This is a genomic window from Paenibacillus sacheonensis, assembly GCF_009909195.1.
GTDB lineage: Bacteria > Bacillota > Bacilli > Paenibacillales > Paenibacillaceae > Paenibacillus_Z > Paenibacillus_Z sacheonensis.
The window spans coordinates 145,107-171,404 of sequence record NZ_JAAAMU010000003.1 but is presented as its reverse complement, the minus strand read 5'-3'; the positions used below and the strand labels follow the sequence as shown (position 1 = coordinate 171,404).

27 protein-coding genes are annotated in these 26,298 nt (G+C 57.1%); 8 read left to right on the top strand and 19 right to left on the bottom strand.

Annotated elements, in window-relative coordinates; all coding sequences use genetic code 11:
- Positions 1-54 precede the first annotated feature (54 nt).
- The 7 genes from GT003_RS06375 to GT003_RS06345 all read right to left on the bottom strand — a co-directional run bounded on the left by GT003_RS06375 (position 55) and on the right by GT003_RS06345 (position 7,974).
- A complete protein-coding gene (locus GT003_RS06375; protein WP_161695609.1) occupies positions 55-642 on the bottom strand; it encodes a hypothetical protein in 588 nt (195 codons plus the stop codon).
- Between the two features lie 148 nt (positions 643-790).
- Positions 791-1,609 carry an ATP-binding cassette domain-containing protein gene (locus tag GT003_RS06370; protein ID WP_161695607.1) on the bottom strand — a complete coding sequence of 273 codons (819 nt, stop codon included), beginning with the start codon at positions 1,607-1,609 and terminating at the stop codon, positions 791-793.
- Positions 1,579-2,376 (bottom strand): ABC transporter permease subunit, encoded by a 798-nt coding sequence (locus GT003_RS06365; protein ID WP_161695605.1) that lies wholly within the window; start codon positions 2,374-2,376, stop codon positions 1,579-1,581. Before GT003_RS06365 ends, GT003_RS06370 begins: the two co-directional genes overlap by 31 nt.
- Positions 2,377-2,388: 12 nt before the next feature.
- Positions 2,389-3,534, bottom strand: coding sequence for an FMNH2-dependent alkanesulfonate monooxygenase (gene ssuD / locus GT003_RS06360; RefSeq protein WP_161695603.1), 1,146 nt, complete (start codon positions 3,532-3,534; stop codon positions 2,389-2,391).
- A gap of 116 nt (positions 3,535-3,650) precedes the next feature.
- Positions 3,651-4,658 carry a sulfonate ABC transporter substrate-binding protein gene (locus tag GT003_RS06355; RefSeq protein WP_161695601.1) on the bottom strand — a complete coding sequence of 336 codons (1,008 nt, stop codon included), beginning with the start codon at positions 4,656-4,658 and terminating at the stop codon, positions 3,651-3,653.
- A 360-nt stretch (positions 4,659-5,018) separates the two neighbouring features.
- The gene (locus tag GT003_RS06350; RefSeq protein WP_420831450.1) at positions 5,019-6,566 is read right to left on the bottom strand and encodes a (Fe-S)-binding protein; all 1,548 of its coding nucleotides are present in this window, start codon (positions 6,564-6,566) and stop codon (positions 5,019-5,021) included.
- Positions 6,559-7,974, bottom strand: a complete 1,416-nt coding sequence (locus GT003_RS06345) for an FAD-linked oxidase C-terminal domain-containing protein (RefSeq protein WP_161695599.1) — start codon at positions 7,972-7,974, stop codon at positions 6,559-6,561. The genes GT003_RS06350 and GT003_RS06345 overlap by 8 nt, the downstream gene beginning before the upstream one ends.
- A gap of 175 nt (positions 7,975-8,149) precedes the next feature.
- Here GT003_RS06345 and GT003_RS06340 point away from each other — a divergent pair, with 175 nt between their 5' ends.
- The gene (locus tag GT003_RS06340; protein ID WP_161695597.1) at positions 8,150-8,860 is read left to right on the top strand and encodes a FadR/GntR family transcriptional regulator; all 711 of its coding nucleotides are present in this window, start codon (positions 8,150-8,152) and stop codon (positions 8,858-8,860) included.
- 108 nt (positions 8,861-8,968) lie between these two features.
- Here GT003_RS06340 and GT003_RS06335 read toward each other — a convergent pair whose 3' ends face one another.
- The 12 genes from GT003_RS06335 to coxB all read right to left on the bottom strand — a co-directional run bounded on the left by GT003_RS06335 (position 8,969) and on the right by coxB (position 20,520).
- The gene (locus tag GT003_RS06335) at positions 8,969-9,514 is read right to left on the bottom strand and encodes a D-lyxose/D-mannose family sugar isomerase (protein ID WP_161695595.1); all 546 of its coding nucleotides are present in this window, start codon (positions 9,512-9,514) and stop codon (positions 8,969-8,971) included.
- Between the two features lie 98 nt (positions 9,515-9,612).
- The gene (locus tag GT003_RS06330; RefSeq protein WP_161695593.1) at positions 9,613-10,812 is read right to left on the bottom strand and encodes a PfkB family carbohydrate kinase; all 1,200 of its coding nucleotides are present in this window, start codon (positions 10,810-10,812) and stop codon (positions 9,613-9,615) included.
- A 2-nt stretch (positions 10,813-10,814) separates the two neighbouring features.
- Positions 10,815-11,975, bottom strand: coding sequence for a Gfo/Idh/MocA family protein (locus GT003_RS06325; RefSeq protein WP_161695591.1), 1,161 nt, complete (start codon positions 11,973-11,975; stop codon positions 10,815-10,817).
- A gap of 1 nt (position 11,976) precedes the next feature.
- Complete coding sequence (locus GT003_RS06320; protein ID WP_161695589.1) at positions 11,977-12,822, bottom strand: class I fructose-bisphosphate aldolase; 846 nt, start codon at positions 12,820-12,822, stop codon at positions 11,977-11,979.
- Between the two features lie 97 nt (positions 12,823-12,919).
- Positions 12,920-13,681, bottom strand: a complete 762-nt coding sequence (locus tag GT003_RS06315) for a DeoR/GlpR family DNA-binding transcription regulator (RefSeq protein ID WP_161695587.1) — start codon at positions 13,679-13,681, stop codon at positions 12,920-12,922.
- A 15-nt stretch (positions 13,682-13,696) separates the two neighbouring features.
- Positions 13,697-14,740, bottom strand: a complete 1,044-nt coding sequence (locus GT003_RS06310; protein ID WP_161695585.1) for an aldose 1-epimerase family protein — start codon at positions 14,738-14,740, stop codon at positions 13,697-13,699.
- 356 nt (positions 14,741-15,096) lie between these two features.
- Complete coding sequence (locus GT003_RS06305; protein ID WP_161695583.1) at positions 15,097-15,564, bottom strand: DUF420 domain-containing protein; 468 nt, start codon at positions 15,562-15,564, stop codon at positions 15,097-15,099.
- Positions 15,565-15,621: 57 nt separating this feature from the next.
- On the bottom strand, positions 15,622-16,527 hold the full coding sequence (gene ctaG / locus GT003_RS06300; protein ID WP_161695581.1) for a cytochrome c oxidase assembly factor CtaG: 906 nt from the start codon (positions 16,525-16,527) through the stop codon (positions 15,622-15,624).
- 89 nt (positions 16,528-16,616) lie between these two features.
- Positions 16,617-16,934, bottom strand: coding sequence for a cytochrome C oxidase subunit IV family protein (locus GT003_RS06295; protein ID WP_161695578.1), 318 nt, complete (start codon positions 16,932-16,934; stop codon positions 16,617-16,619).
- 3 nt (positions 16,935-16,937) lie between these two features.
- Entirely contained in the window at positions 16,938-17,558 is a 621-nt protein-coding gene (locus GT003_RS06290; protein ID WP_161695576.1) for a cytochrome c oxidase subunit 3, read from the bottom strand.
- Positions 17,555-19,465 (bottom strand): cytochrome c oxidase subunit I, encoded by a 1,911-nt coding sequence (ctaD, locus tag GT003_RS06285; RefSeq protein WP_161695574.1) that lies wholly within the window; start codon positions 19,463-19,465, stop codon positions 17,555-17,557. Before ctaD ends, GT003_RS06290 begins: the two co-directional genes overlap by 4 nt.
- Before the next feature lie 11 nt (positions 19,466-19,476).
- On the bottom strand, positions 19,477-20,520 hold the full coding sequence (coxB, locus tag GT003_RS06280; RefSeq protein WP_161695572.1) for a cytochrome c oxidase subunit II: 1,044 nt from the start codon (positions 20,518-20,520) through the stop codon (positions 19,477-19,479).
- 348 nt (positions 20,521-20,868) lie between these two features.
- On the opposite strand from coxB, the gene GT003_RS06275 reads away from it, so the two are divergent.
- The 7 genes from GT003_RS06275 to GT003_RS06245 all read left to right on the top strand — a co-directional run bounded on the left by GT003_RS06275 (position 20,869) and on the right by GT003_RS06245 (position 26,208).
- The gene (locus GT003_RS06275) at positions 20,869-21,600 is read left to right on the top strand and encodes a hypothetical protein (protein ID WP_161695570.1); all 732 of its coding nucleotides are present in this window, start codon (positions 20,869-20,871) and stop codon (positions 21,598-21,600) included.
- Positions 21,601-21,792: 192 nt separating this feature from the next.
- On the top strand, positions 21,793-22,569 hold the full coding sequence (locus GT003_RS06270) for an ABC transporter permease (protein ID WP_161695568.1): 777 nt from the start codon (positions 21,793-21,795) through the stop codon (positions 22,567-22,569).
- Complete coding sequence (locus GT003_RS06265; protein ID WP_161695566.1) at positions 22,566-23,360, top strand: ABC transporter permease; 795 nt, start codon at positions 22,566-22,568, stop codon at positions 23,358-23,360. Before GT003_RS06270 ends, GT003_RS06265 begins: the two co-directional genes overlap by 4 nt.
- Before the next feature lie 32 nt (positions 23,361-23,392).
- Positions 23,393-24,382: an ABC transporter ATP-binding protein gene (locus GT003_RS06260; RefSeq protein WP_161695564.1), complete on the top strand. Its 990-nt coding sequence runs from the start codon at positions 23,393-23,395 to the stop codon at positions 24,380-24,382.
- A 172-nt stretch (positions 24,383-24,554) separates the two neighbouring features.
- Positions 24,555-25,001: a MarR family winged helix-turn-helix transcriptional regulator gene (locus GT003_RS06255; protein ID WP_161695562.1), complete on the top strand. Its 447-nt coding sequence runs from the start codon at positions 24,555-24,557 to the stop codon at positions 24,999-25,001.
- 23 nt (positions 25,002-25,024) lie between these two features.
- The gene (locus GT003_RS06250) at positions 25,025-25,405 is read left to right on the top strand and encodes a DoxX family protein (RefSeq protein ID WP_161695560.1); all 381 of its coding nucleotides are present in this window, start codon (positions 25,025-25,027) and stop codon (positions 25,403-25,405) included.
- Between the two features lie 26 nt (positions 25,406-25,431).
- A complete protein-coding gene (locus GT003_RS06245) occupies positions 25,432-26,208 on the top strand; it encodes a pirin family protein (protein WP_161695558.1) in 777 nt (258 codons plus the stop codon).
- Positions 26,209-26,298: the final 90 nt, after the last annotated feature.

Sequence of the window (26,298 nt, the reverse complement as noted above, 5' to 3'; positions counted from 1 at the left end):
CTATCCGATACGGGCACGGTCTCTCGGTCGCAGCCCCTTGCTCCGCTGAACCTGCTAGCTGCCAGGACGGTCCTTAGGCCGCTCCCCGCGGAAGCTCCAGTTCTCACCTGATGGCCGTTGCTCGCGACTTCCCCAGATTTGACCTGCAGGCCGTTCCGTTCCGCTGCTCCCGCCTGGATTGCCGGGCCGTTCCCCTCGCCGTTCCGCCCACCATTCCCCTCGGCGCTCCTCAGGCCATTCCGCGCGCCGTTCCTGCTGCCTCAGCATCGCCAGCAGCGCCTCCTGCTCGCGCAGCTGCGCCGCCATGTCGGCGTAAATATCGCTCAGCTGCGGCGGGGAAACGCCGCGCTCGAACTCGCCAGGGAAACGATCCTTCAGCCCGTTTCCGCCCGTCTGGCCTCTCTGCCGTTTGCCGCGCGGCCTGCGACCCCATCGTTTACCTCGCCTCATGGGCCGAATCGCTGCCGCTTCGCGTTTCAGGACGAATCGCAGCAGCAGGGCAGATACGAGCATGATCGTCCCGGATTTCCAGGAGGACGTAAAGCCGAGCACGAGCAGCGCAAGCCCGATAGCCGGATAAATAAACAGCAGCAGAAACAGCTCGATCGCGGATTTAGCCAGGAATGATTTGAAGACTCCCATGCGCAACACCCCCGCACCTGTTGTTACTCAACTATATGCGCTCAGGGGTTATCCCTATTTTGAGGAATATTCGCAGCGAAGGCGAATGAACGACCGTTCGGGAGCTGAAGAATATCCTCGTGAATGCCAGCCAATCGGCAAGCTTCGCTTAAATCGCAAAGCCATCCTGATTGACGCTGACCGGGCGCCTTCCAAGCACCCGATTCAGGATGCTGCTCTCGTAATGGGAGAATCCGCTGTCCTTCTCGCGCGGCCTTGCCAGGGCAATGGTTATATCCTGCGAAATAGTGCCATTCTCCACCAGCACGACGCGGTCGGCAAGCGCCACGGCTTCGCTCACGTCATGGGTGACGAGAACGGCGGTAAACCTGCGCTCCAGCCATAACCGCTCGATGAGCTGCTGCATCTCGATGCGAGTCAGCGCATCGAGCGCGCCGAGCGGTTCGTCGAGCAGCAGGAGGCTCGGATTGCTGACGAGCGCCCGGGCCAGCGCGACCCGCTGCCGCTGTCCGCCGGACAGAACGGAGGGCCACTCCTTCGCCCGGTCGGCGAGGCCGACGAGCTCCAGCGCTTCCAACGCTTGGGAGCGGTCGCCGCCTTCCACGCCGATCCGCACGTTATCCAGCACGGATTTCCAAGGAAGCAGCCGGGCATCCTGGAACATCACCCGCACGTCGGACCGTAAACCGGCCGAGGCGGCTCCGCCAATGGACACGGCCCCCCGCGATGCCTGTTCCAAACCTGCCAGCAGGCGAAGCAGCGTGCTTTTGCCGCAGCCGCTTCTTCCGACGACCGCCAGAAACTGGCCGGCGGGAATCGACAGTTCCAGATCGCGAAGCACGGTCAGGTCGCCGAACCGCACGACCGCGTCCCGCACCTCTACTTGCAGTCCCCGGGCAGCTGCTCCCCCCGGAGCCTCTGCCTGCCGTGAATGAATTATTTCGCTCGCCGATAATGCGGATGCCATTTCAGCCAACTCCTCTCCAGAAGCTTCGCCATCCAGTCCGACAGCTTGCCGAGCAGCGCGTAGATGACGATGCTGAGCACGACGACGTCCATTTGAAAGAATTCCCGCGCATTCATCGCCATATAACCGATCCCGCTATTGGCGGAGATCGTCTCCGAGACGATCAGCGTAATCCACATAATGCCGAGCGCGAACCGCAAGCCCACCAAGATGGACGGCAGCGCGCCGGGATAAATGATCGTACGAAACAGCGCAAAGCCCCGCAAGCCGTAAGTGCGGCCCATCTCGATCAAGCCCGGATCCACGGATCGAATTCCGTGCAGCGTGTTGATATAGATCGGGAAGGCCACGCCCAGCGCGACGAGAAATATTTTCCCTTCCTCGCCGATGCCGAACCAGGCAATGATGAGCGGAATGAGCGAGAGATGCGGAATCGTTCGGATCATCTGGATGGACGAGTCGGTCAGCTTCTCCGATAGCGGCAGCAAGCCGTTAAGGATTGCCAGCGCGAACCCGATGCCTCCCCCGATCACGAACCCGATGAACGCCCGCCTCGTGCTGTCGCCGATATAGACGAACAGATCGCCATTGCGAATCAATTTGACCCCGGCTTCCAAGACGGATGCGGGCGTCGGCAGGATACGCTGCGAGATCCATCCCATGCTGCCGAACCATTGCCAGAGCGCCACGACCAGGATCGGAATCAACCACTCGAGTCCGATAGATAACGCTCCAGTTTTCCAGTTACGTGCTGCTGGACTCTTCATTCTTGTTTCCTCCTATCTGGCGGAAGCCCGTTCCGCCGGTTTGATCGCATTGGCGATGAGCTCGCCGAACGGGCTCGTCGATGTCGGACCGGCCGCGGGCTGAACCGTCGCGAGCGGCAGCAGCGGGAAGACGAGCTCGGCGAATTGGTACGCTTCTTCCAAATGCGGATAGCCGGATAAGATGAACGTATCGATTCCGAGCGCCGCATACTCCTTCATCAGTCCGGCCACTTCGTCCGGATTCCCTACGAGTGCCGTGCCTGCGCCGCCGCGGACTAGCCCGACGCCTGCCCACAGGTTCGGATAAATCTCCAGCTGGCTCCGGTCGCCGCCATTAAGACGGGACATCCGCTGCTGTCCTTCCGAGTCGTAGCGCGCGAACACTTTACGGGCCGCCGCGATGGCATCCTCGTCTACTTTGCTGATCAGGCGATCCGCTTCTCTCCAAGCTTCTGCGGACGTTTCGCGGACGATCACGTGCAGGCGAATGCCGAAGCGAACGGTTCTTCCCTGCTCGGCCGCCAGACGTCGAACCTGTTCGATCTTCTTGGCGACTTCCTGCGGCGGCTCGCCCCACGTCAGATAGACGTCGATATGGTCCGCGGCGACCTGTTGGCCCGCAGGTGACGATCCACCGAAATACAGGGGCGGATAGGGCCGCTGCACGGGCGGATAGAGCACCTTGCCTCCCTTGACCTTCAAGTGTTTCCCTTCAAAATCGACCGTCTCCCCGCTAAGCTCCCTGCGCCAAATCTCAAGAAATTCGCTGGTCAGGTCATAACGCTCGTCATGCTCGAGGAATACGCCCTCGCTCGCTAGCTCCACCGGATCGCCGCCGGTGACGACATTGATGAGCAGCCGTCCGTTCGAGAGGCGGTCGAACGTGGATGCCATTCGTGCCGCGAGCGACGGGGACATCAGCCCCGGCCGCAGCGCGACTAGAAATTTCAGGCGTTCCGTTACCGGAATCAGCGAAGAAGCCGCGACCCATGCATCCTCGCACGAGGTTCCCGTCGGCAGCAGTACGCCGCCGTAACCGAGCCGATCCGCCGCCTGGGCGATTTGCTGCATATACTTGGCATCGACAACCCGCGCTCCCTCGGCGCTTCCCAAATAACGTCCGTCGCCATGCGTCGGAATAAACCAGAATACTTCCATGTCATACACGCTCCTATGTTGAGTAGTTGGGTTGGTTCATCTGATCGGTTCGCAGTTCGTGCAGTTCATCAGTTCGTTCAGTTCGGCTCGTTCTTCAGTTCGGTTCGATTAGTTGTTTATTTCAACGTGGCATCCTTCACTTGGATCTCCTTCGGAATCAGCTTCAGGCCGAAGAACGTATCCGCGATTTTCTGCTGGGCTTCGATAATGGAATCATCGATCGGCTGCAAGCCATAGCCTCTTCGTCCTGCGGCCAGCTCAAGGGACGGAGCATCGATGCCGAGCTGCGGGGACAGCAGCGCCGCGACTTCTTTTTGGTTGGCGGCCGACCACTCGTCGATTTTGTTCAGCTCTTCCTTGAATATATCGATCACGGGACCATTCGCCTCGGCGAACTTGCGGGACGCGAGGTAATATTCAATGTTCGAAACCAAACCCTCGCCGTCGGTCAACAGCTTGCCGCCGGTCGCGGTTTGCGCGGCAGCCAGGAACGGATCCCAAATGACCCACGCATCCACGGTGCCGTTCTCGAAAGCTACCCTGGCGTCGCCGGGCGGCAGAAAGACCGTCGTGATGTCGTTATAGTCAACGCCTGCTTTCTCCAGCGCTTTGACCAGCAAATAGTGAACGTTCGAGCCTTTGTTGAGCGCAACCTTCTTGCCCTTCAAATCGGCGATCGAAGCGATAGCCGAGCCTTTGGGGACGATAATGCCTTCGCTGTTCGGGCTTTCGGGTTCATGCGCGAGATAGACGAGCGGAGCGTCAGCCGCTTGGGCGAAGATCGGCGGGGCTTCGCCGGTATGGCCGATGTCGATGCTGCCGACGTTCAGCGCTTCGAGCAATTGCGGACCTCCGGGAAATTCGGTCCACGTGATCTTGTAGCCTTCCGATTCCAAACGTTTATCGAGCGTGCCTTTTGCTTTGAGAATGTTGACCGTGCCGTATTTCTGATAGCCGATGCGAATTTCTTTGGTGCCGGAAGCTCCCGAAGCGGAGGTATTGGACGAGGAAGCATTGCCGTTATTCGAATCCTTCGAGCCGCAGGCGGTCACGATCAGCGCCAGGCTGAGTAAAGCGATGACTAACAAGGATAATGGCCGGAAAACAGACAGTCGATTGTTCATTTGAACACCCCTCGTTTTTATTTATTCATTGGACGATGGTTCTTATTGAATTACGCGGGATCGTGGAACAACAAAAAACCGGAAGTTCCCCTACGCTAAGCTCCTTTGAAGGAGAATCAGTCTAGGAAACTTCCGGTCGTCCGGTAAGTTCATGCCATCTTATGGATTAATCATATATAGATTATTCCGATGTGTCAACTATGAATTAGCATAAAGTTCTATCGATGAAAAAAAAGGAGCTGCCGGGGCAGCTCCTTTAGTATCAATAGGTTCAGCAATCGCTAAAGCTAAGGCCAAGTTCCAGCGTTCGCTCAAGCTTCGGCCCTGAGCCCGGAATGACAATGCCGAACATTCGCGCGGTTAATGCTTCCCGCAAATCCGTTCATGCAGGAAGTCGACCAGATGCAAGGCTTCCATCTGCCCGCTCATGCCGTGCTTCTCGATGCCGTTCTTCATCTGCAGCAGGCAGCCGGGGTTGCTCGTCAGCAAATACTGGGCGCCCGTATGCTTCACGTGCTCCATCTTGTGATCGAGAATCTGTCCCGCCATCTGCGGCTGGGTTAGATTGTAAATCCCCGCCGAGCCGCAGCAGCGGTCCGCTTCGGCCAGCTCGACGAACTCCGCGTTCGCCACGCTGCGCATCAGCTTGCGCGGCGCTTCGGACGAGCGCATCACGTTGCGCAGATGACAGGAATCCTGGTACGTGATGCGAACCTTCTCGTCCGATGCGAAGCCGAGGCCTCCGCTGCATGAGCCGCCGCAGCCGCCGGATGCCGCGGCGTGACCGTGAGGCGATATCGCCGAGACTGCCGCAGGTGCAGAAGCCGGTACGCCGCTGCGACTTCCGTTGTTTGCCCCTCCGATCGATGCGCCGCTTCCGACCATCGAGCCCGCTCCGGCGGCAACGGCAGCCTGCGCCGCCGATTGCAAGCGTCCGTGCTCGACGAGCAGCTTGCTGACGTCGATCGTCCGCGTCGCGCACCAAGCCGCGTCCTGCTTCCACTGCGCGTCGTCATGCAGCAGATGATCGTATTCCACGAGCAGCGCGCCGCAGCCGCCCGCGTTGGAGGCGATCCAATCGACGCCGGCTGCCTTGAACGCGGCGATGTTGCCCTTGGCCAGCGCTTTCGCGCCGTCCTGCTCGCCGCTGTGCGCATGCAGCGCGCCGCAGCAGTTCTGCGATTCCGGGATGACGACATCGAAGCCCGCTTCGTTCAGCAGCTCGACGGTATGCTTGTTCGTCTCCGTGAACAGCACGTCCATGATGCAGCCTCGGAACAAGCCGACCGTCGCGATCCGCTCGCCCTTCGCCGGGTGGAAGGCTCCGATCTGCTCCACGACGCCTTTGTACGAAGCGTCGGGCAAAATCGCTTCCATCTCCCGCATATGCGCGGGGAACATCTTCATGAGGCCGGCGCCGCGCACGAGCTTGCGCAGACCGGTCTTTTGGTACATCTGCAGCGCGCCGCCGAGCAGGCGCATCCGGTTCTGATGCGGGAACAAACCGTCGAACGCGGTTTTGCGGGCTGCCTTCACCCACCAGCGATGCGTCGTCGTGTGCTTCTCGACGGAGTCGCGCGCCTGCTCCAGCAGTTGCCCGTATTTCACGTCCGCCGGACAGGCCGGCTCGCAGGCGCGGCAGCCGAGGCAGTGGTTCATCTGCGTCTCGAATGCCTCGTCCGGATCCATCAGGCCGTCGGCGACCGCCTTCATGAGCGCGATCCGGCCGCGCGGCGATTCGGCTTCGATGCCGGTCTCGCGGAAGGTCGGACAAGCCGGCAGGCAGAAGCCGCAGCGCATGCAGTTCGTCAGCTGATCGTAGTCGAGCGCGCTCTTCAGCGTCGTCGCGAGCTCGCTGCAGCCGCTGTCCGGAGCGCTCGGGAGTAAATCGCTTAACGTCTTAGCCACGGTGCAGCACCACCCTTTTGCGCGCCGACTTGGCGAACATTTTGCCCGGATTCAGAATATTGTTCGGGTCGAACGAATGCTTGATCGCCTTCATCACTTCGATGCCGGCCGCGCCGACCTTCCATTCCAGGTAAGGCGCTTTTACGAGGCCGACGCCGTGCTCGCCGGTAATCGTGCCGCCGAGCGCGATCGCGGCTTCGAAGATCTCCGCGAACGCTTCCTCGACGCGGTGAATCTCGTTCGCGTCGCGGGCATCCGTCGTCGCGGTCGGATGCAGGTTGCCGTCGCCGGCATGGCCGAACGTGCAGATCGTCACCCCGTGGCGTTTGGCGATGTCGTTGATCGCGAGCACCATATCGGCGATCTTGGAGCGAGGAACCGTCGCATCCTCCAGAATCGTCGTCGGGCGCAGCCGCGCGAGCGCCGTGAACGCGCTCCGGCGCGCCGTCAGCAGCTTAAGCGCCTCCGCTTCGTCGGCGGCGATGCTGACGCGTTCCGCATTTTCGCCGGCGCAGATTTCGGCGATGCGCGCAATATCGCGGTCCACCGTTTCGGCATCTCCGTCCTGCTCGATCAGCAGGATGGCATCCATGTCGAGCGGCAAGCCCAGCTTCGCGAAATCGTCCACGACGCGGATCGTCGGATTGTCCAGAAACTCCAGCGTTGCCGGAATGATGCGGCTCTCGATGATTTTGGATACCGTCCGCGCGGCTCCGTACAGGTCCTTGTACATCGCCAGCATCGTCTTCTTGGTCTTCGGCGGCGGAATCAGCTTCAGCGTCGCTTCCGTAATGACGGCCAGCGTCCCCTCGGAGCCGACGAGCAGCTTCGTCAGGTCGTAACCGGCAACGTCCTTCATGAGCTTCCCGCCGGTGCGGATGATTTCTCCGTTCGCGAGCACCGCTTCCAGCCCGATGACGTAGTCCTTCGTCGTGCCGTATTTCAAGCCGCGCAGGCCGCCGGAGCACTCGGCAATGTTGCCGCCGATCGTCGAGATCGCCATGCTGCTCGGATCCGGCGGATAGAACAGCCCCAGTCCTTCCACGTGGGTGATAAACGCTTTCGTATTCAGACCCGGCTGCACGGTAGCCGTCAAGTTCTCGAGATCCACTTCCAGGATGCGGTTCATGCGGTGCATTACCATCACTACGCCGCCTTGGACCGGCACCGTTCCGCCGCATAGGTTCGTACCGGAGCCGCGGCTCACGACGGGAACGCGGTGCTCCTGCAGTACCTTAATGATTTCGGAAACTTGGGCCGTATTCTCGGGATAAACGACGCCGTCCGGAAGCGTTTGCAGCATCGGGGTACCGTCATAGGAATGCGTGATGAGCGATTCAGGATCGTCTTTGAACCATTGGGCGCCGACGATGGCGCGCAGCTTGCCTGCGACTGCTTGTTGCAGCATGTAGAGCTCCCCTTTTAGGATGAATGGATAATGAAACGGGAAATGAATCATTACGATTGAATTTCCGCCAATAGATCAGGTCGTCTGATGACTTTGCTTTGAAAGTAGTATATCATAAGATGAAAGATGCTGAACACTGCAAATATTACGCCGATCCCCTAGGAGGCTCCCGCCCATGAACACGAATGAAAGGCCGCTTAAGAGCAATGAATGGGTCGCCCGGCAGCTTCACCAGCAGCTAACGTCCGGCGAGCTGTCGCCCGGAGATAAATTGCCTTCCGTCGTCGATCTGGCCGCGGAATACGGAGTCGGCCGCTCCACGATCCGCGAGGCGCTGAGCGCGCTTAAGGCCAAGGGGCTGCTCGACATTCGCCAAGGCGGGGGCACCTACGCGAAGGCTCCGCCCGAAGGGTCGCAGGCCTTCGCCCAGGAAGCCTGGCTGGACCGCGCCGATTCGCTGCTGCAGCTGCTCGACGTGCGCAAGGTGCTCGAAACCGGCTGCGCCTCGCTGGCCGCGAAGCACCGCACCGACGCCGATGTCGATGCGCTGCAGGCGACGCTGCAGCAGATGGAGGATCGGCTGGACGACGATAGCTTCGGCGAGCAAGCCGACGTGCTGCTGCATGAGCAGATCGCCCGCGCGACGCAGAATCCCGTGCTGATGGAGCTGATGAAGTCGCTGTCCGAGCGCTTGCACGAGAGCATGCGCGATACGCGTTCGCTCTGGTTCTACGCCGAGCACCGATCCGCCAGCCGGCTGCTGGAGGAGCATCGCTCCATCGTAGCCGCGATCGCGGCGCGCGACGAGGCGCTTGCCTCGGCCCGCATGGGGCAGCATTTGGCCAAAGTCGAGCATGTGCTGCGCGAGAAAACCGGCATCCTCTAACGAGAATGCCGGCAAGATTGCCGGGATTGTCTGCGGACTCCCGGCTATTCGTATAGGATATAAGAGCTGCGGCCATGTACCGTCCAAACCGTTCAAACCGACTGGCCCCTAATCTTCGACGATAACGGGCATCCGCTGAATGTTCGGATCGGTGAAAATATCGAATTCATCGCGGCTTGTGCTCGAAAACTCCGAGACGATCGCGCCATTCTCGCCCGCTTGGAACCAATGCTTCGTGCCCGGCGGAATCGTGTACTGCTGACCCGGATGCAGCTCGATCTCGTGAAAGACCGTATAATACTCCTCGCTGCCGGCCGGCACCTCCACTTGAATCGTCCCGCTGTTCTCGCCGTCCACGTAGAGATAGACGACGCCATGACGGCAGCGGAAGGTCTCCATTTTGCCGGGTTCATCTCCGATAGGCGGGTGCAGATGCTCCGGACAGGTTTGGTTCGGGAACAAAACAAGCTCCTTCGCGCAATAGCGATCCGTATTGATGTAAGTCACCAGCTCTAACCCCTGACTTTCCAAATTGCCTAGACCGAAGCCCGCGACCTCGATCGTTTCCCGCTCTTCCGGCGTCAGCATAATACCGATGTGATCAAACATCTCAGCCGCCCGTTTCTGCGCCGCTCTCACTTCGCTGCGTTTCATGCCGGTCACCCTCCCTCATATGATTTCAGCGCAGGTTTGCGCATGGAAGCTGCTTAGGTGCAGAGCACCAAGGCGCCCTTCGCAAATCATGCGTTTCTTTATACTTCGCCCGGTCCTATCCATAGGCCTGCCGAACCTTCCGTCCAGCCCGGCAGTGCCAGCTCCACGCTGCGTTTGCTCCAGCCTGCGGCGATACGCGCCTGCACGGCTTCCCAGGACGGGACGCCGCTCGTCGCATCCGCTCGTTCCACGTTGCAGGCACCGACGGCAACGGCGCCGATCAGCGCTTCCTCGGGCTCCAAGCCCTTCAGCAATCCGGCCAGGAAGCCTGCGATCGTACAATCGCCGGCCCCCGTCGTTCCTGCGACATCCACGGCAAAACACGGCGCCAGCAGCTCCCGGTTCCGCCATGCCTCCGCGGAGGCCGGCGCGCCTTTACCGAGGGCAGCCATACGCTCCGCATCATCCGTCGTGCGAAGGTATAGGCCATGCTCGCCAAGCTTCAATACGACGATGGCGGCGCCCATGTCCAGCAGCTCGCCCGCCAGCTCGCGAAGCAGCGGACCTTCCGCGAGAGGCAGCAAGTCGCTGCCATGCTTCGCAGCCAATTCTTCATACAAGTCGCGCTTCAGCATGTACAGGATTTCCTCAAAGCTCGGCAAGAATACATCGACATAAGGGAGCGCTTTCACGAAAATCATTCGCCAATCCGCCTGCCCTGCCGGCGTAGAGGGATCCGGCTTAGCCAAATCGAGCGAAACCGTCAGTCCCTGCCCTTTGGCCAGCGACAGCAGATTAGCCAGTTCCTCCCCGTCATTCTCATACATTCTCCGCATGAGCGGCGGATAGCCGAAGTGGAATAATCGCGCCTCCTCCAGCTGTTCCGCCTGAAGGTCGGCCGCCGCGAACGTGTCATTCGCGCCGGTGCAATGAAGGAAGATCCGATCGATATTCGGCGGATTGATGACGATCGTATACGAAGTATACTCACCTGACGCCACAATCATACCGTCCGCCAATTCATCGCCGTAACCGCGAAGCACGCTGCCGATCGCGCTGCCGAACAGATCGTCGCCGATCTTCCCCATCAGTTTGGTGCTCATGCCGAGACGATGAAGCGCCAGCCCCGTATTGGATACCGCGCCGCCCGTCGAGATGCGCGCCGCGCCGATATCGACGAGCTTGCCCGGCACGAGCAGCGCGCCCATGCCGTCCTTCAGTTCATGTATCGTCGGAATGACGTCCAGGCAAATATGGCCCGCCACGACGATGTCCACGCCCGTGCGCGCAACGCTCACGCCTAGTCCCTCCAGTCAATCGCTACGTTAGTTCCGGAACGCTGGGATTCCAACGCGGCCGTGAACACGCGATGGCTTCCGCCCGCTTCTTCCGGCGTCGCGCAGCGGAACGGTTGCGTCATGCCGTCCGTGCCATGAGCCAATTCATCGCAGAAGGCGGCCCACATTTGCAGAATGGAATCCGAGAAGCCGAATTCGAAGATCCCGCCGGTAATCGTGCCGTAGGCGGACTTGTATGGTACATCCACCGTATGCCAGGCCTGCTGTTTGCCCGGGGTATAAGGCAGCGACGAGACCTGCTTCGGATTCTTCGTGCTGAATTCCGCCGACATGTCCGTTCCTTGGATCCGGATGAACCAGGTATTGGCGTGGCCGGGCGCAATCCGTTTGGTGGACAGCACCATCGGGAACTGCTGATCCGCCGTCTCGACCTCGCAGGCCAGTATCGCGTTATCCCACGTCTCGCAAGGCACGCTGCCTCCCTTGCCGTCCGGACGCTCCGATACGATCTTGCTCAGCAGCGCTCGCACGCTGTTCGGCTTCCAGCCGAAACGCATCGGCAAATGCAGCACATGCATGCCGAGATCGCCCATGCAGCCGTACTCGCCGTTCGTCGCGATCCGCCGCTTCCAGTTGATCGGCTTCGTCGGATCCAGGTCGCTGGAATGCCAGAAGCCGGCCTCGACCTCGATGATCCGGCCGAATTTTCCTTCGTTCACCCATTGAATGATCTGATGCGCGCCGGGGTAAAACGGAAACTCCGAGGAACAGCGTACGATCACGCTTGGATTGGCCTCCAGTGCCGCTTGGATGCGCGCGTTCGCTTCCGCGTCGATGCCGAACGGCTTCTCGCCGAGCAGATGTTTGCCGGCTTCGATAATATCGACATAGATCTGCGCGTGCAGATTATGCGGTACCGCGCAATAGATCGCTTCGACCTCGCCGTCCGCGAGCAGCTCCTTGTAATCGCCGTACGCGCGCTCCACGCTCGGCACCTGCCGCTTGAACCATTCCGTTGCCGCCGGGTTCGCGTCGCATACGGCCACGATGCGCGGCTCGAAATCGACCCCTTCGAGATGCAGCCATCTAGCGGCGGCGCTTGCGAATTCTTTACCCATCAATCCGCAGCCGATAACGCCAAAGTTAATGATTCGCTTACTCATATCAGCGCGCCTCCTGTCCGTTCAAGATCGCAAGCGCCTGTTCAGCGGACGCTCCATGGTGCACGATCGCCATCAGGGCGTTGGTCATGCCTGCCGGATTCGGGTGCTGAATGACATTGCGGCCGTATACGATGCCGGATGCGCCTTGGTTCATCAATTCAACCGTGCGGTTCGCGATTTCTTCGTCGCTCGCCCGGCCGCCGCCGCGCACGAGCACCGGGATGCCGGATGCGACTTCGATGACGCGGTGGTATTGCGAGACGTCGTCGCAAGGATCCGCTTTGATGACATCCGCGCCAAGCTCGACCCCTTGTCGTACCAGCGGCATGATTTTGTCGATATCGCCGTCGACCATGTAACCGCCTTTCGCTTCGTTAGGCAGCATCACGAGCGGCTCGACCATCAGAGGCATGCCGTATTTCTCGCATTCGCTCTTCAGCAGCGAAATGTTGCGCACGCATTGGTGATGCAGCTCCGGCTGATTCGGCAGCAGCAGCAGATTGACGCAGACGGCAACTGCATCGAGCGATACGGCTTTCTCGATCGCGCGGTCGATCAGCTCGCTGAACGCGAAGCGCGGCAGCTCCATGCCATAGATGTTCGCGGCATCCGTACGCAGCACGAGACCCGGCTTCTTTTTGCCCGGCACTTCCTGCAGCCATTTTGCCTGGCCGATGCTCAGTTGAATGCAGTCCGGATTCGCCTCGACGATCGTCTGCACCGCTTGTTTCATGTTTTCGATACCGGACAAGAACGACGCTTCATTGAAGAAGCCGTGGTCCACCGCTACATCGAAACACTTCCCCTGCTCGCTGAACATGCGGTTTAGTCTTGGTTTGACAGACATCCGTATTCATCCCCCTCTGTTCTGTTAGAACATATAATGTTCGTTTATAACATTATAGTAACGCAGGTAACGACTCCTGTCTATACTTATGTTCGAATCAAACATTATCATGGGCAATAAGCAGCTCCAGCCCGCTTTCCTTGCAGGCCTGCATAAGCTTCTCATCCGGCAAACGGCTGCTGATAACGCGCCGTACGTCGGTTATGCCCGCGAACGAGAAGAGCTCCTTCGCTCCGTACTTCGTATGGTCGGCGACGATATTGACTTCCGAGGCCTGCGCAATCGCCATCCGCTTGATCTCCGCCTCGTACATATTGGAATTGCAGAAGCCGTGCTTGGCTGTCAGTCCTGTGGCGCCGAGAAATATGCGGTCGAATGCCATCTTGCCGATCGTCTCCAGCGTTCCAGGGCCGACCAGCGTCGATGTCGCTTCAAGCGCCATGCCGCCCGTCACGACTGTCGTAATCCGCTTCTCCAAGAGCTCCATCGCGATGTTAAGCGCATTCGTCACGACGGTGATGTTCATATCGGCTTTCAAATGACGAGCCACTTGGAGCGTCGTCGTGCCGCCGTCGATGAAGATCGCGTCATTCTCCCGCACGAGCGCGGCCGCCGCTTTGCCGATGGCCTGCTTTTCTTCTGCCATGACACCCGTCCGGTCTCCGATCGCGATGTCCTTGGAAGCCAGAATCGCGCCGCCAAAGGTACGCTTCACGTAGCCGGCCAGCTCCAGCTTCTCCAGATCGCGCCTAATCGTCATTTCCGTTACGCCGAACGTCTCTTTCAGTCCGGCCACCTTCACTTCGCCGCTGCTTTCCAGCAGGCCGAGCAGCTGCTGCTGCCGTTCATTTAAGCTCATCCCTTAACCTCCCCGTCAATCGCTGCCGACCGACAACTTCAAATCATAGTGAACCGACTCGCCCGGCTCCAGCATCCGAAGCGTCCCCCGCCGACGCTCGGCATCCATCCCTTCCACGCCGCAATTGGACGGCTCGATGCCTAATGCATGCACGCCGGCTCCCGGCATTTTCCATTGAACAAGCCGCGGCAATGAGGCCGTATCCCAATTCAGCTTCACCGAGACCGGTGCCGTCATGCCGGCGGCGAGCGGAAACCGCGGCTGGTGAAGGACAACCTCGGCCCGTCCGTCAGGATTCTTCGACAGCTCATGATAATACACGCGCTCTTGGTAACCGGCCGTCGGCGCGTCCCACCGATCATAGCCGTCTACCGGAGTCTCCGCTTCCCTTGCCATGACCGAGGCGCCGGGAAAACGAAGCTGCGTATCTTCCGTCATGAGCGGATAACCGAAGTTAAAATGATACAGCATCATATGCGGACAGGCTTGAAACCCAGCATTCTCGACGATATCGTGGATCCAAATCGCGTTCTCGCCAAGCCTGCTCCGAATCTCGCGCCGCAACCGCAGATGCCCGCCGAATATCGACGTCTCCTCGACGACGCCTCGAATGCGCAGCTCCAGCTCGTCGCCTTCCCATAGGCTCTCCGCGGCTACCTGTGTTGCCGGCGTATGATGCGCTCGGCCATGCAGGCTGTACGTCGTGCCGTCAACCGTGCTTGGAGAGCCCACGTGGATTAGGCCGCAGCTCATGAATAAGCCTCCGGCCGCCGTACGCAGCCAGCCGATGCCTTGGTCGTCGTAATAGGACGGATGCGCATCGCCGTTGGCCGACTGCCAGGTCAGGGACGAACCTGCGAAGGAGGCCAGCGAGATATCCAATCCCTTATCCGGCGTCACCTCGTAGGCCAGACCGGCACCGGTTCGCACTGCGATGACCGAAGCTCCGGCTTCATTGCCCTCGGCATGCTGCATCCGCCTGATGCCGCCGAGCTGCTCGATTCGCCCGACGCGCGCTTCGATTTCCCTTCTCGTAAACTGCCGTCCATGCAGCTGCATCGTTCATCCTCCTCTGTTTAAAACAAACAACAAATGTTCTTATCTAACATTCATCATACAAAAAAGCGGTAAATCTCACAAGGAGATTTACCGCTAAGGGGCGATTGGTTTGCGCTCACCGACGAAGGTCGGGGAGTGCAGCATTCGCCTAAGGGGCGATTGGTTTGCGCTCACCGACGAAGGTCGGGGAGTGCAGCATTCGCCTAAGGGGCGATTGGTTTGCGCTCACCGACGAAGGTCGGGGAGTGCAGCATTCGCCTAAGGGGCGATTGGTTTGCGCTCACCGACGAAGGTCGGGGAGTGAAGCATTCGCCTGCTACTTCGAATCGGTCATGGAATCCAGCCTTCTATTCCTCTTAACCTCCGCCAAACAGCACGTCCAGCACCGGTTTCGTATGGCCGCCCGGATACATCAGATAGAGGAGGACATATACGATAACGCCCGTAATCGCCGTGAAGAACCAAACCATCGATGTCACGCGGCCCCACTTGCGATGCTTGGAGAAACTTTGGCGGAACCCCAGCGTGATCGTCGTGATCCCGAACACCGCGCCTGATGTAGCCAGAACGATATGGAAGAAGAGAAAGGTTAAATAATACGGCTTCATTTCATCCGATCCGCCCCAGTCGGTATTGCCGACGAAGATGGTGCGGGACATGTAGATGATGAAGAACAACAGCGCGGCTACCGCTCCGGCCAACATAACTTTCTTATGCGATTCCAGCTTCCGCTTGATCGCCAGGTTCCAGCCGATCGCGACCAGGATCGCGCTAATGACGATGAAGGAGGTGCTGATCGTCGGTAAAATATCGTACTTTGACAAGATTCATCCCGTCCATTTCTACGCAAAGTTCATTCAATCGCTAGACACCGAAGCGCTTTAGCTCCACGCGCCGTTATCCGGAATCTCGTCATCCTTCGAATCTCCGTGCTCTTTCTTATACCATTGGAAGAAGACATAAGCAAGAATGCAGCCGTACATCACTTCCTGCACGAGCTTCATGACGATGCCTCCGAGCTGTTGATCCTCCGCGGGCGACATCAGGTTGAAGAAGGTCGGACCCGTGAATTTGGTAAGCAGCTGGCTTGCGTTCGCATTGCCGATGCAATAGCCCATCGCCTTCGCCCAAACCTCAGGGTCGCTATAGGTGGCATACATCGAAGTGCTGGAGAAGATAATGAGCGCGCACGCAGGCGTAAGCAGCATGCCGTTCGCGAATATATATGCCATCTTGCGGAGATCCGTAAGACGGTTCCATTCCGGCACCGGACAAGCAATCTGCCACCACATCATCAATGAGGTGACAAGCAATACCAAATAGAAGAGTCGATGAATCGCAAAATGAAGCATGATATAGTCATGCACGACCGGAACGTGATACATCGAGAACAGCATATTAAACAGCACAAGCGTTAAAATCGGATGCAAGGCCCAACTCAGCTTGGACCAGTACGGAGCTCGAAACATGCTCCGCCATAGATAGGCAGGTATGCCCAGCAAGAGCAGCGGCGGCGCGATTAAATACGCCAGGGACATGTTGACCATATGAAACGTGAACATCATATGTCCGAGCAGTTGAAGCGGCCCGCCCATGGCGAGATACAATAGCGCCATGCCCGAAACAAACAACGTCTTCTGCAAGCCGGTTACTCGCGGCTCCAGCGGCGCATGCTTTTCCTTCCAAGGTCCAGCTAAATAGAAATAGAGTATGACTAACGCTGTCATCAAGAAGAAAAACCATGGGCTCCACAACTCATCAAAGCTGAAATATTGCAATCCAAGCATGATGTTGGTACCCCTTTCCAAGGTGACGCTCATTTACAACAAAAGAGGGGGCCGGCAAAGGACCTCCCCCTCTTCAATTTAGGACCGTATTACCACCAAGCCCAATACTCGGCCATGATGACAATCGTGAATACGACGAACACGCCCATGAGAATACCGATGATCGGGTACAAGTGACCGCGATCTTTCATATGCATCCAGAAGCCCATTTGGATAAAGACCTGGACGCAAGCCATGAGAACCAAGAAGATGTAAATGAACGTAGTATTGATTTCACCCGCTGCAACCATCGAGAAAGCGATGATTGTCAGCAGGATGGACATGATGAACCCAATGATATGCTTCTTAGGGCCTTCGTGCTTATGGTGTTTAGCTTGCTCTTCGACTGAGGAATGTTGACTTGACATTCGTTAGCCCACCTTTCCCATCAAGTACACGACGGTGAAGATGAATACCCACACGACGTCGATAAAGTGCCAGTAAATACCGGCTACATATATCTTCGGAGCAGTTGTGACGTTCAAGCCTTTTTTGAAAATTTGCGCGATCAGAATGCCGATCCAGAGAATCCCGAACAATACGTGCGCGCCGTGGAAGCCGACCAGCGTATAGAAGGAAGTACTGAATGCGCTCGTGGAGAACTTATGGCCTTCGTCCACGTAATTCGCGAACTCGACGATCTCGAGTCCAAGGAATCCTAATCCGAGCAGGATCGTAATAATCAACCATACGATCATCGACTTCACTTTATTCGTGTGCATCGACTGAATCGCGAACACGCTTGTCAAGGAAGAAGTCAAGAGGATAAACGTTGCCCAAGCCGTAGTCGACAGCTCGAACAATTCTTGACCGCTTGGATTGCCGTCGCCAACTTGATGACGAAGCGCGAGGAACGCGGAGAAGAGCGTTCCGAACAAAACCGTCTCCGCGCCAAGGAACAACCAGAAACCAAGAACCTTATTGCGGCCTTCGAGCGTAGCCTTCTCGGGCTCATGCGGCAGTTGGCCGTCTACGTGTGAATGTGCGCTCATGCTTTTACCCCCTTATCTCCAGTGATTTCATCCACTTCGATATGGAAGCCATGATCGTCGTACACCGAACGCAAGAACATGCAGAAGAGTGTAATCGCCATGCCAAGAATCGCTACGATGTGATTGTTGAACAGGAAAGCTTTGAAGCCATCGCCGTAATCGCCTTTGCCATACATGAATCCGAGGCCAGCGATGAACAAGCCGATTGCCATAACGAACGGCAGGATCGAAGGCGAAGGCATGTGGATCGAACCAAGCGGTTCGGCAGGCAGCATTTCCTTCTTGCCTTCCATTTTTTCTTTCCAGAAAGCATCGTATCCGCGAACGAGCGGCGTTTGAGCAAAGTTGTATTCCGGCGCAGGGGACGGAATCGTCCATTCCAGCGTACGTCCATCTTCCCAAGGATCGTTGGCTGCATCGCGCGGTTTGAACGATGTAATAACGATGTTCAGCAAGAACACGATTGTACCGACGCCCATCAGGAATGCGCCGACCGTACTGATCATGTTCAGGTTATTGAAGCCGAGGCCGTCTAGATACGTCCAAACGCGGCGCGGCATACCCATCAAACCAAGGAAATGCTGCACGAAGAACGTGAGGTGGAAGCCCAGGAAGAATGTCCAGAAGCAAAGCTTGCCAAGACCTTCGTTCAGCATGCGTCCGAACATTTTCGGCCACCAATAGTATAGGCCCGAGAACAAGCCAAGAATCAAGCCGCCCACGATAACATAATGGAAATGGGCAACGACGAAGTACGAATCGTGATACTGGAAGTCGGCAGGAGCCGCTGCAAGCATAACCCCTGTAACGCCGCCCATTACGAATGTAGGAACGAAACCTACGGCGAACAGGTTAGCGGTCGTGAAGCGAATGGAACCGCCCCACATCGTGAACAACCAGTTGAAGATTTTGATACCGGTCGGTACGGCGATCAGCATCGTCGCGATGGAGAACAATGCGTTCGCTACAGGCCCTAGGCCCGTCGTGAACATGTGATGCGCCCATACCATGAAGCCCAGGAAGCCGATCAGCACGGTTGCGAATACCATCGAGCTGTAACCGAACAACCGCTTGCGCGAGAACGTACTGATAACCTCGGAGATAACGCCGAATGCCGGCAGGATAAGGATATATACTTCGGGATGTCCGAAAATCCAGAAGATGTGTTCCCAAAGCACTGCGTTACCGCCGTTCGTCGGTTCAAAGAAGTTCCCGCCGAAGAGGCGGTCGAACATCATTGCTACCAGGCCGACCGTCAGCGCCGGGAAAGCGAACAAGATCAAAGCGGAAGTGATGAACGCCGTCCATGTAAACATCGGCATACGCATGAAGCTCATGCCCGGAGCGCGCATATTGATGATCGTAACCAAGAAGTTGATACCGCCGACCAGCGTACCGATACCGGCGATTTGAAGACCGATGACGTAGTAGTCGACGCCGTGTCCGCCGCTGAATGTCGGCGTGGCAAGCGGCGCGTAAGACGTCCAGCCTGCATCCGGCGCTCCGCCTGCGAACCAGCTGACATTCAGCAGGACGCCGCCTGCGAAGAACGTCCAGAAGCCGATCGCGTTAACGAACGGGAATGCTACGTCGCGCGCCCCGATCTGCAAGGGCACGATCGCATTCATTAAGGCGAATATGATCGGCATGGCCGCGAGGAAGATCATCGTCGTACCATGCATCGTCAGCAATTCGTTGTAAGTATGCGCTGCTACGAAGTCGTTAAGCGGCTTCCATAGCTGAATCCGGATCAGGAGCGCTTCCAGTCCGCCTACCAGGAAGAAGAATCCGCCTGATATCAAATACAGAATGCCGATTTTTTTATGGTCAACGGTCGTCAGCCAGTCCATGAGACCGCTATACCGCTTAACCGCATGTGCGTGAGCCAAAGTAGGTACCTCCTTCATTCCGTAGGTGATTAATAGTCTAGTTTCAATCCTGCCAAGTATTTCGCGATGGCATCGATTTGTTGATCCGTGAGGTCTACCTTAGGCATCAGCGTACCCGGTTTTACGGCTTGCGGATCTTTAATCCAAGTTTTGAGGTTTTCTTCAACCGAACCTTCGTTTGCGTATTCAGGCTGATCCGTATTGATCAGCTTGCCGCCAACGGATTCGCGGCTTCCGATACCGGTCAAGTTCGGATAGAGCTGGACGCCTTTATCGCCGATAGCATGGCAAGTCAGACATTGCTTGTTAAGTACGGTTGCGATTTCCTGGTCTTCCGGAAGGGCAACCGGATTTTTCATCGCTGCAACCCAACGATCGAAGGAAGCTTTGTCCACGACTTTCACTTTAAAGTCCATCAGCGAGTGGGAAGGTCCGCAGAGCTCCGCGCACTTACCGAGGAATACGCCGGTATGGTCGGCTTTGAAATACATTCTGTTCACGTTGCCGCCCGGGTTGGTATCTACTTTACCTGCCAAGGACGGAATCCAGAAGGAGTGAAGAACGTCCGCCGTCTTCGCTTCCACGGAAATGATCGTGCCCTCCGGGATAAGCAGCTCTTGCGCAGTCTTAACGCCCAGATTCGGATATTCGAATTCCCACCAATATTGGTGAGCCGTTACGTTGATTTGCACGGCATTCGGATCTTTCGTGTAATCCTTGGCAAGTCCGAATACGGAATTGACCGTCGGGATACCGACGATGATCAAAAGGATAATTGGAATGACCGTCCAAATAATCTCCAGCTTGTGGTTGCCTTCCACTTGAACCGGGATCGATTTGTCACCCGGGCGGCGGCGATAGCGAATAATTACATATCCTGCGATTACAAATACGATCAGAACGACGACAACCATGATCGTGATCGTAAGTTTCATTAGTCCGAACTGTTCTTCGGCTACCGGTCCCTGCGGTCTCAGCGTCGACAGGTCAGCTCGTCCGCAAGCTGACAGCAGCAACACCATTCCGGCGAGAAGCGGCAATAGCCGTTTTAGAACGTGCCACCGATTCATCATCAATCAACCCCACTTTTTACGTTTTGACAGCAGCCGTAGACAGTGAAAAAGCGGCTCTGCTGCTTGCAATTCCTAGATGTTTAGACAACTTCCGCAATCTAATCACTTAAATAAATATAAAGTTGAAGGTGCTTTTTGTCAATGTTCCCAAGGATGTTCACAAAATGTTCTCATCCCAGTAAAATCAACGGATTTTCTCGTTTTTTAGCTTGCCAACTGACTGGCGCGAAGCTCCATGTCTATCCTACATTGTGTGCATAAACCATGGTTCTTTATGTATCGTTTCACCATGCATATTTGATCTTCCTCCGCCCATTCTAAAGGTAAGCTGACGAAAGGAGCGACCTTATGATAAAGCAAGCACGTATTCTTACTTTGCTTACCGCTGTAACGCTAAGCCTGGTCGTCATGAGCGGCTGCAATTACGAGCGTTACGTTCAAAACAGCACGTACGACTACGGCAGCAAAAACAAAGGCGATCCAAAAATGCTGGGCAGCCGTATGTACGGCACCGTAAGCGGATTGCCGGGCCAGCATGACAACGCCTGGTTCGAATACAGTTCCCTCATTTCCAATGATGTTTCGAGCATTAATGGCGTGGCCGGAGCGCTGGTGATGCTGACGGACAAGAATGCTTACGTCGGCATAACGACGGACTGGACGGCGACCGGAACGATGAAATCGGGCGGCCGCGCCACGCGCGAGCAGGACAACTCCGGATCGACGCAGGGCGTATACAACAACGATACCGGCAGTCCATACTGGAATAACCAGCGGATCGCAACGCCCTATAATTCTTATTTTACCATCAATGACCATAATCAAATCTCCAGCGAGCTGAAACAAACGATCGCGATTCATGTCCGCAAGCTGGCGCCTTCCGTCCAAGAGGTGCACATCTCCGCGAATAAGGAATTCAACAATCATTTGATTCAATATGCGCAGGAGGCTTGGGCGGGCCATTCTCTTATGCCTTGGCTGCCTTCCTTTAACAAGCTGGTGAAACATCAGTTCGTCGGAGGAAACGACGTTCCTGCTCCGCTCGACGTTCAGCAAGGGCAAGCTGCCATGCACAAGTAATCGTTCGGTCCCTCGGCCGGAGCGTCATAAGACGCTCCGGCTTTTGCTTGCACGCTTTCTTAATGAAGAAAAAAATAATTTGCCTTAATCTGCTAGTTAAGCTATGATATTTCTCGCTCTCTCTCTACGCCATTTCACCTGCAACGCAAGCAATACGGCTTAGCCGCAAGCTTACATTGACGGAGGTGACCCATGTTATTCCTCACTTTGGCGCGCAAGACCTATCGCCGCAACTTGCAGTACCGCGGCGCGCATATGGTACATAACCTTGCGAGCGCCATCTTCGGTTTTATCTACGTCTCCATCTGGGTTGGCATCGGACAGAGCCAATCGCTCGGAACGTATGGCTTGAACGGCATGATCAGTTACGTCGCCTTCAATCAGGTCAGCCTCTGGGTCGTCTCCTTCCTGACCAACGGCCTCGGCATCGAGCAATCCGTTCGAACGGGCCAAATCGCCACGGACCTTATGCGTCCGGTACATTTCTTCTATCAGTTGATGTGCCGGGAATGGGGTCAGATCGCTTACCAGCTGTTGTACAAAAGCATCCCGATCTACGCGCTCTACCTCTTGGTTCTCCCGCTTCACGTCCCTTCCTCGATGATTACCTTTCTATGGACCGCTGTTGCTCTTGCGCTCGCCGCATACATCTCTATCTGCATCAATTACCTGATCGGCGCAGCCGCGCTCTGGACGACGGAGTCACGCTGGCTGTACTGGGTCAACTACGCCTTCAGCATGCTGCTTTCCGGATTTCTCATTCCCGTCGAATGGCTGCCGGGCTGGCTTCGCGTGCTCAGCCACGCTTCTTTTTACCCGTTTCTTCATTATATACCGTCAAAGTTATACCTCGGTCTCGAGGATGCCTCGAGCCTGCTGGGATCGGCCGGCTGGTGCGCCTTATTGACGGGACTCTGCCTGTTCGTAACGAGCAGGATGCGCCGGAAGGTGGAGGTGCATGGCGGATGAAGGAACAGCTGCGCATGTATAAGCTGCTCGCGGCGGCAAGCCTACGCAGCCGGATGCAGTATAAGTTCAACTTCTGGTTCTCCACGATCATGGCGGCCGTCATCAATGTCGTCGAATTCGCGATGCTTGCCGTCATTCTGGCCAAGTTCGGCCATATCAAAGGCTGGAGCCTGGAGGAAGCCGGTTACTTGTATGCCGTGCTAACGCTATCGAAGGCCATTTACCGAACGCTCGCTTCGGACGTTCACCATCTGGAGCATTATTTGGTCAGCGGGGATCTCGACAATCTGCTGCTTCGGCCGATTCCGATCCTGCTCGGTCTCATGTCCCAAAATGTTTCGTTTCGCATCGGCGAGGTCCTCCAAGGCATGACGGTACTCATCCTCTGCATGCGGGAGCTGTTTCAGCATGGCCAAATTACGTGGACGGCAATCCCGTATACGGTTGTAATTGTGTTATCGGGTGCTTTATTGCTGTTTGCCATCGGCCTGCTGACGGCTTCCCTCGGTTTCTGGCTTACCCGCATCGAAGAGCTGCAGACCATTACCGAGGATGCGGCTCGAACGGCCGTGCAATACCCGGTGTCGATCTACCCGAAGTGGATGCAGGGCATGCTGCTGACGGCTATTCCGGTTGCTTTTGCCAATTATGTCCCTTCCCTCTACCTGCTTCGGGGCGAGGGCGGAATCGGACTGCTGATCGCTTCTCCGGTCGTGGCCGCTTGTCTATTCGCTGCCGGGCTGCTGCTATGGAGACGCGGATTAATGCGCTACCAGAGCACGGGCACATAATTCGCCATTCAGGAAGGAGTGAACCGCCCCGTATGATTCAGGTTCAGCATCTATCGAAGCAATTCCGCACGGCGGCAGCGAAGGAGGGCGCCTTCAAGGGCGTCCGCATGCTGTTCTCCCGCGATGTCCGCATCAAGCACGCCGTAGCGGATATCAATTTCAACATCGAACCGGGCGAATTCGTCGGCTATATCGGCCCGAATGGCGCAGGCAAATCGACGACGATCAAAATGCTCTCCGGCATCCTTCACCCGACGTCCGGCCGCGTTACGATCGACGGGCTAAGCCCCCATCATGATCGCAGACGCGTCGCAAGGAAGCTCGGCGTGCTCTTCGGTCAGCGGACCCAGCTGTGGTGGGATTTGCCCGTCCGCGATTCGTTCGATATCCTTGCCGCCATGTACGGCATCGATGCCGGCATGATGAAGCGGCGGCTTAGCCAGCTCAGCGAGCTGCTGGAACTGGAACCGTTCATGGATACGCCGGCCCGGAAGCTCTCGCTGGGTCAGCGCATGCGCTCCGACCTCGCGGCGGCGCTGCTGCATGATCCGGCTATTCTATTCCTCGACGAACCGACCATCGGGCTCGACGTTACGGCCAAGCGCAGCATCCGCCACTTTCTCAAGTCCATTAATCAGCATCTCGGCAAAACGGTGCTGCTCACGACGCATGACATGGACGATATCGAACAGCTCTGCGGCCGCGTGATCGTCATCAACGACGGCAAGCTGGGCTTCGACGGCAGCATAGACGATCTACGCCGCCGCATCGGCCTGCCTACGCTCATCCGCATTACCTACAAACTCCCGATCGCCGATTCTGCGAAGCATGCGATCACGCGTTCCGAATTCAACGGACTTCAACTCAGCTGCGGCGAGGACGAACGCGTCTTGACGGCCGCCTGCAACCGAGAACAGCTGAGCGCGATGGACGCCTTGCGCATGCTCGAACAATACGGCGAGATCGAAGACGTTCATATGGAAGAGCCGGATTTCGAAGAAATCGTCCATCGGATTTATTGAGGACGATTGGGGCAAACTTCCTTCATCGCGCGGTGCGATGGGGGAACTGCCTTTTGCCGTTATCGCGAGCTTGACATAAGGAACAAATTCATATATCTTTAAATTAAGATATTACACTTTGAAGAAATGAAGCCGCATGATTGGAAACTATCTCTCGATGAGGTGAAGAACATTGACGACGCCAAACAGAACCAATGAGCTTCAACTGTTTATCACGCTCTCCCGCGCGCATCAATGGGTCACGGCGCATGTCTATCAGGATATTCGGAGCCGCGGACTCAACCCGACCGAATTCGCCGTATTGGAGCTTCTGTACCATAAAGGCGAGCAGCCGCTTCAGCAGATCGGCGAGAAAATATTGATGACGAGCGGAAACATTACGTACGTGATCGACAAGCTCGCGGACAAGGGGCTGGCGAAACGCAAAGCATGCCCGACGGACCGCAGGGTTACGTTCGCCGAAATCACGGAACAAGGTAAAGCATTCCTGGACGAAGCCTTCGAGCCGCACACGGAAGCGATCTCGAAAGCGGTCAGCGGCCTAACGGCAGACGAGCAGGCGCAAGCCATACAGCTGTTGAAGAAGCTTGGCCTTGCTGCCCAGCATAGTTTTACGTAGTATCGGAGGAGATTCGCATTAGCATGTCGCTTGGCTTGTTGATCATTCGTTTGGCCGTCGGATTGACGCTCGCCGGACACGGCACCCAGAAGCTGTTTGGCTGGTTCGGCGGGTATGGGCTGAAAGGAACGGGCAGCTGGATGAGCTCCATCGGCTTGAAGCCCGGCATAACGTTCGCATTGCTGGCGGGGTCGGCCGAATTGGCCGGCGGCCTGCTGTTCTCGGTCGGCCACTGGCTGTACGTCGCTGCCGTATTGATCGTGCTGACGATGCTCGGCGCCATCGCCTCCATTCACTTCAGGTTCGGGTTCTGGGTGAGACAGAACGGCATGGAATATAACATCATCATGATCGCGGTCTCCGTCGGCTTGGCGCTTGTCGGCGCGGGAGACTACAAATTATAAACGCTCATTCATAGGGAGGCTTTCATATGCAAACACTCGTGTACGGACCAACGTTGCAAGCAACCGGCGCTTTTGACGGCGGTAAAATCACGGAACAGAAACCGATCGGCTTCTCCGGGGAAGGCGCCGTCGTGAAACGGGTCAGCACCTTGTTCTACTGGGCATGGGCGCATGCGAAACAAGACGGGTATATTCCGCTGCACCCCCATCAAGCTTTTGAAATCATGACCTATGTCGTTGCGGGAAAAGCCGAGCACGGGGATACGCTGGGCACGAAGAGCAGCATCGGCGCCGGCGGCGTGCAATTGATGCAGACGGGCTCCGGCGTCAGCCACGAAGAGCGCTTCGTCGGTCCGGATATGGAAGGCTTCCAAATCTGGTTCGAGCCCTCCGTCCAAGAAGCGCTGCAAACGGAGCCGACCTACAACCAATACGAGCACGAAGCCTTTCCGATCGAGCAAGGCAGCGGCTTTACGAAGAAAACGGTCATCGGCGAAGGCTCGCCGATCCATATCGTAGCCGACGCCCGCATGTGGGACGTAGAGATCGAGCCGGGCGCTTCCTATTCGCATCCCGTGGAGAATGGCCGTTCCCTCACGGCGCTCGCGATTCGCGGCGGCGGTTCCTGGTCCTATGCGGGCCAGCCGGATAATCGCACGGCATTCAAGCACAAGGATTTCGTGCTCGTGCGCGCGGAGAGATCCGACGCCGCCGTCATCACCGCGGACGTCGAAACGAAGCTCCGCCTGATTCTGATCGACGTGCCGACTTCGGTCGACTATCCGCTGTATCCGAAACGTTAATATCACCCGCAATAGGTGACTGACAAAGGCTCCGTACCTGGCATCTTCTATTGAAGAAGCCGAGGGACGGAGCCTTTATAAGCGGATCGT

Coding starts and splice junctions, on each gene's coding strand:
- ctaD (WP_161695574.1), bottom strand. CDS start 19,465: ATGAAGGAGGTACCTACTTTGGCTCACGCACATGCGGTTAAGCGGTAT.
- GT003_RS06375 (WP_161695609.1), bottom strand. CDS start 642: ATGGGAGTCTTCAAATCATTCCTGGCTAAATCCGCGATCGAGCTGTTT.
- GT003_RS06335 (WP_161695595.1), bottom strand. CDS start 9,514: ATGAAACGCAGCGAAGTGAGAGCGGCGCAGAAACGGGCGGCTGAGATG.
- GT003_RS06325 (WP_161695591.1), bottom strand. CDS start 11,975: ATGAGTAAGCGAATCATTAACTTTGGCGTTATCGGCTGCGGATTGATG.
- GT003_RS06290 (WP_161695576.1), bottom strand. CDS start 17,558: ATGAGCGCACATTCACACGTAGACGGCCAACTGCCGCATGAGCCCGAG.
- GT003_RS06265 (WP_161695566.1), top strand. CDS start 22,566: ATGAAGGAACAGCTGCGCATGTATAAGCTGCTCGCGGCGGCAAGCCTA.
- GT003_RS06260 (WP_161695564.1), top strand. CDS start 23,393: ATGATTCAGGTTCAGCATCTATCGAAGCAATTCCGCACGGCGGCAGCG.
- GT003_RS06270 (WP_161695568.1), top strand. CDS start 21,793: ATGTTATTCCTCACTTTGGCGCGCAAGACCTATCGCCGCAACTTGCAG.
- GT003_RS06340 (WP_161695597.1), top strand. CDS start 8,150: ATGAACACGAATGAAAGGCCGCTTAAGAGCAATGAATGGGTCGCCCGG.
- GT003_RS06370 (WP_161695607.1), bottom strand. CDS start 1,609: ATGGCATCCGCATTATCGGCGAGCGAAATAATTCATTCACGGCAGGCA.
- GT003_RS06310 (WP_161695585.1), bottom strand. CDS start 14,740: ATGCAGCTGCATGGACGGCAGTTTACGAGAAGGGAAATCGAAGCGCGC.
- ctaG (WP_161695581.1), bottom strand. CDS start 16,527: ATGCTTGGATTGCAATATTTCAGCTTTGATGAGTTGTGGAGCCCATGG.
- ssuD (WP_161695603.1), bottom strand. CDS start 3,534: ATGGAAGTATTCTGGTTTATTCCGACGCATGGCGACGGACGTTATTTG.
- GT003_RS06315 (WP_161695587.1), bottom strand. CDS start 13,681: ATGAGCTTAAATGAACGGCAGCAGCAGCTGCTCGGCCTGCTGGAAAGC.
- GT003_RS06355 (WP_161695601.1), bottom strand. CDS start 4,658: ATGAACAATCGACTGTCTGTTTTCCGGCCATTATCCTTGTTAGTCATC.
- GT003_RS06320 (WP_161695589.1), bottom strand. CDS start 12,822: ATGTCTGTCAAACCAAGACTAAACCGCATGTTCAGCGAGCAGGGGAAG.
- GT003_RS06250 (WP_161695560.1), top strand. CDS start 25,025: ATGTCGCTTGGCTTGTTGATCATTCGTTTGGCCGTCGGATTGACGCTC.
- GT003_RS06345 (WP_161695599.1), bottom strand. CDS start 7,974: ATGCTGCAACAAGCAGTCGCAGGCAAGCTGCGCGCCATCGTCGGCGCC.
- GT003_RS06245 (WP_161695558.1), top strand. CDS start 25,432: ATGCAAACACTCGTGTACGGACCAACGTTGCAAGCAACCGGCGCTTTT.
- GT003_RS06275 (WP_161695570.1), top strand. CDS start 20,869: ATGATAAAGCAAGCACGTATTCTTACTTTGCTTACCGCTGTAACGCTA.
- GT003_RS06365 (WP_161695605.1), bottom strand. CDS start 2,376: ATGAAGAGTCCAGCAGCACGTAACTGGAAAACTGGAGCGTTATCTATC.
- GT003_RS06295 (WP_161695578.1), bottom strand. CDS start 16,934: ATGTCAAGTCAACATTCCTCAGTCGAAGAGCAAGCTAAACACCATAAG.
- coxB (WP_161695572.1), bottom strand. CDS start 20,520: ATGATGAATCGGTGGCACGTTCTAAAACGGCTATTGCCGCTTCTCGCC.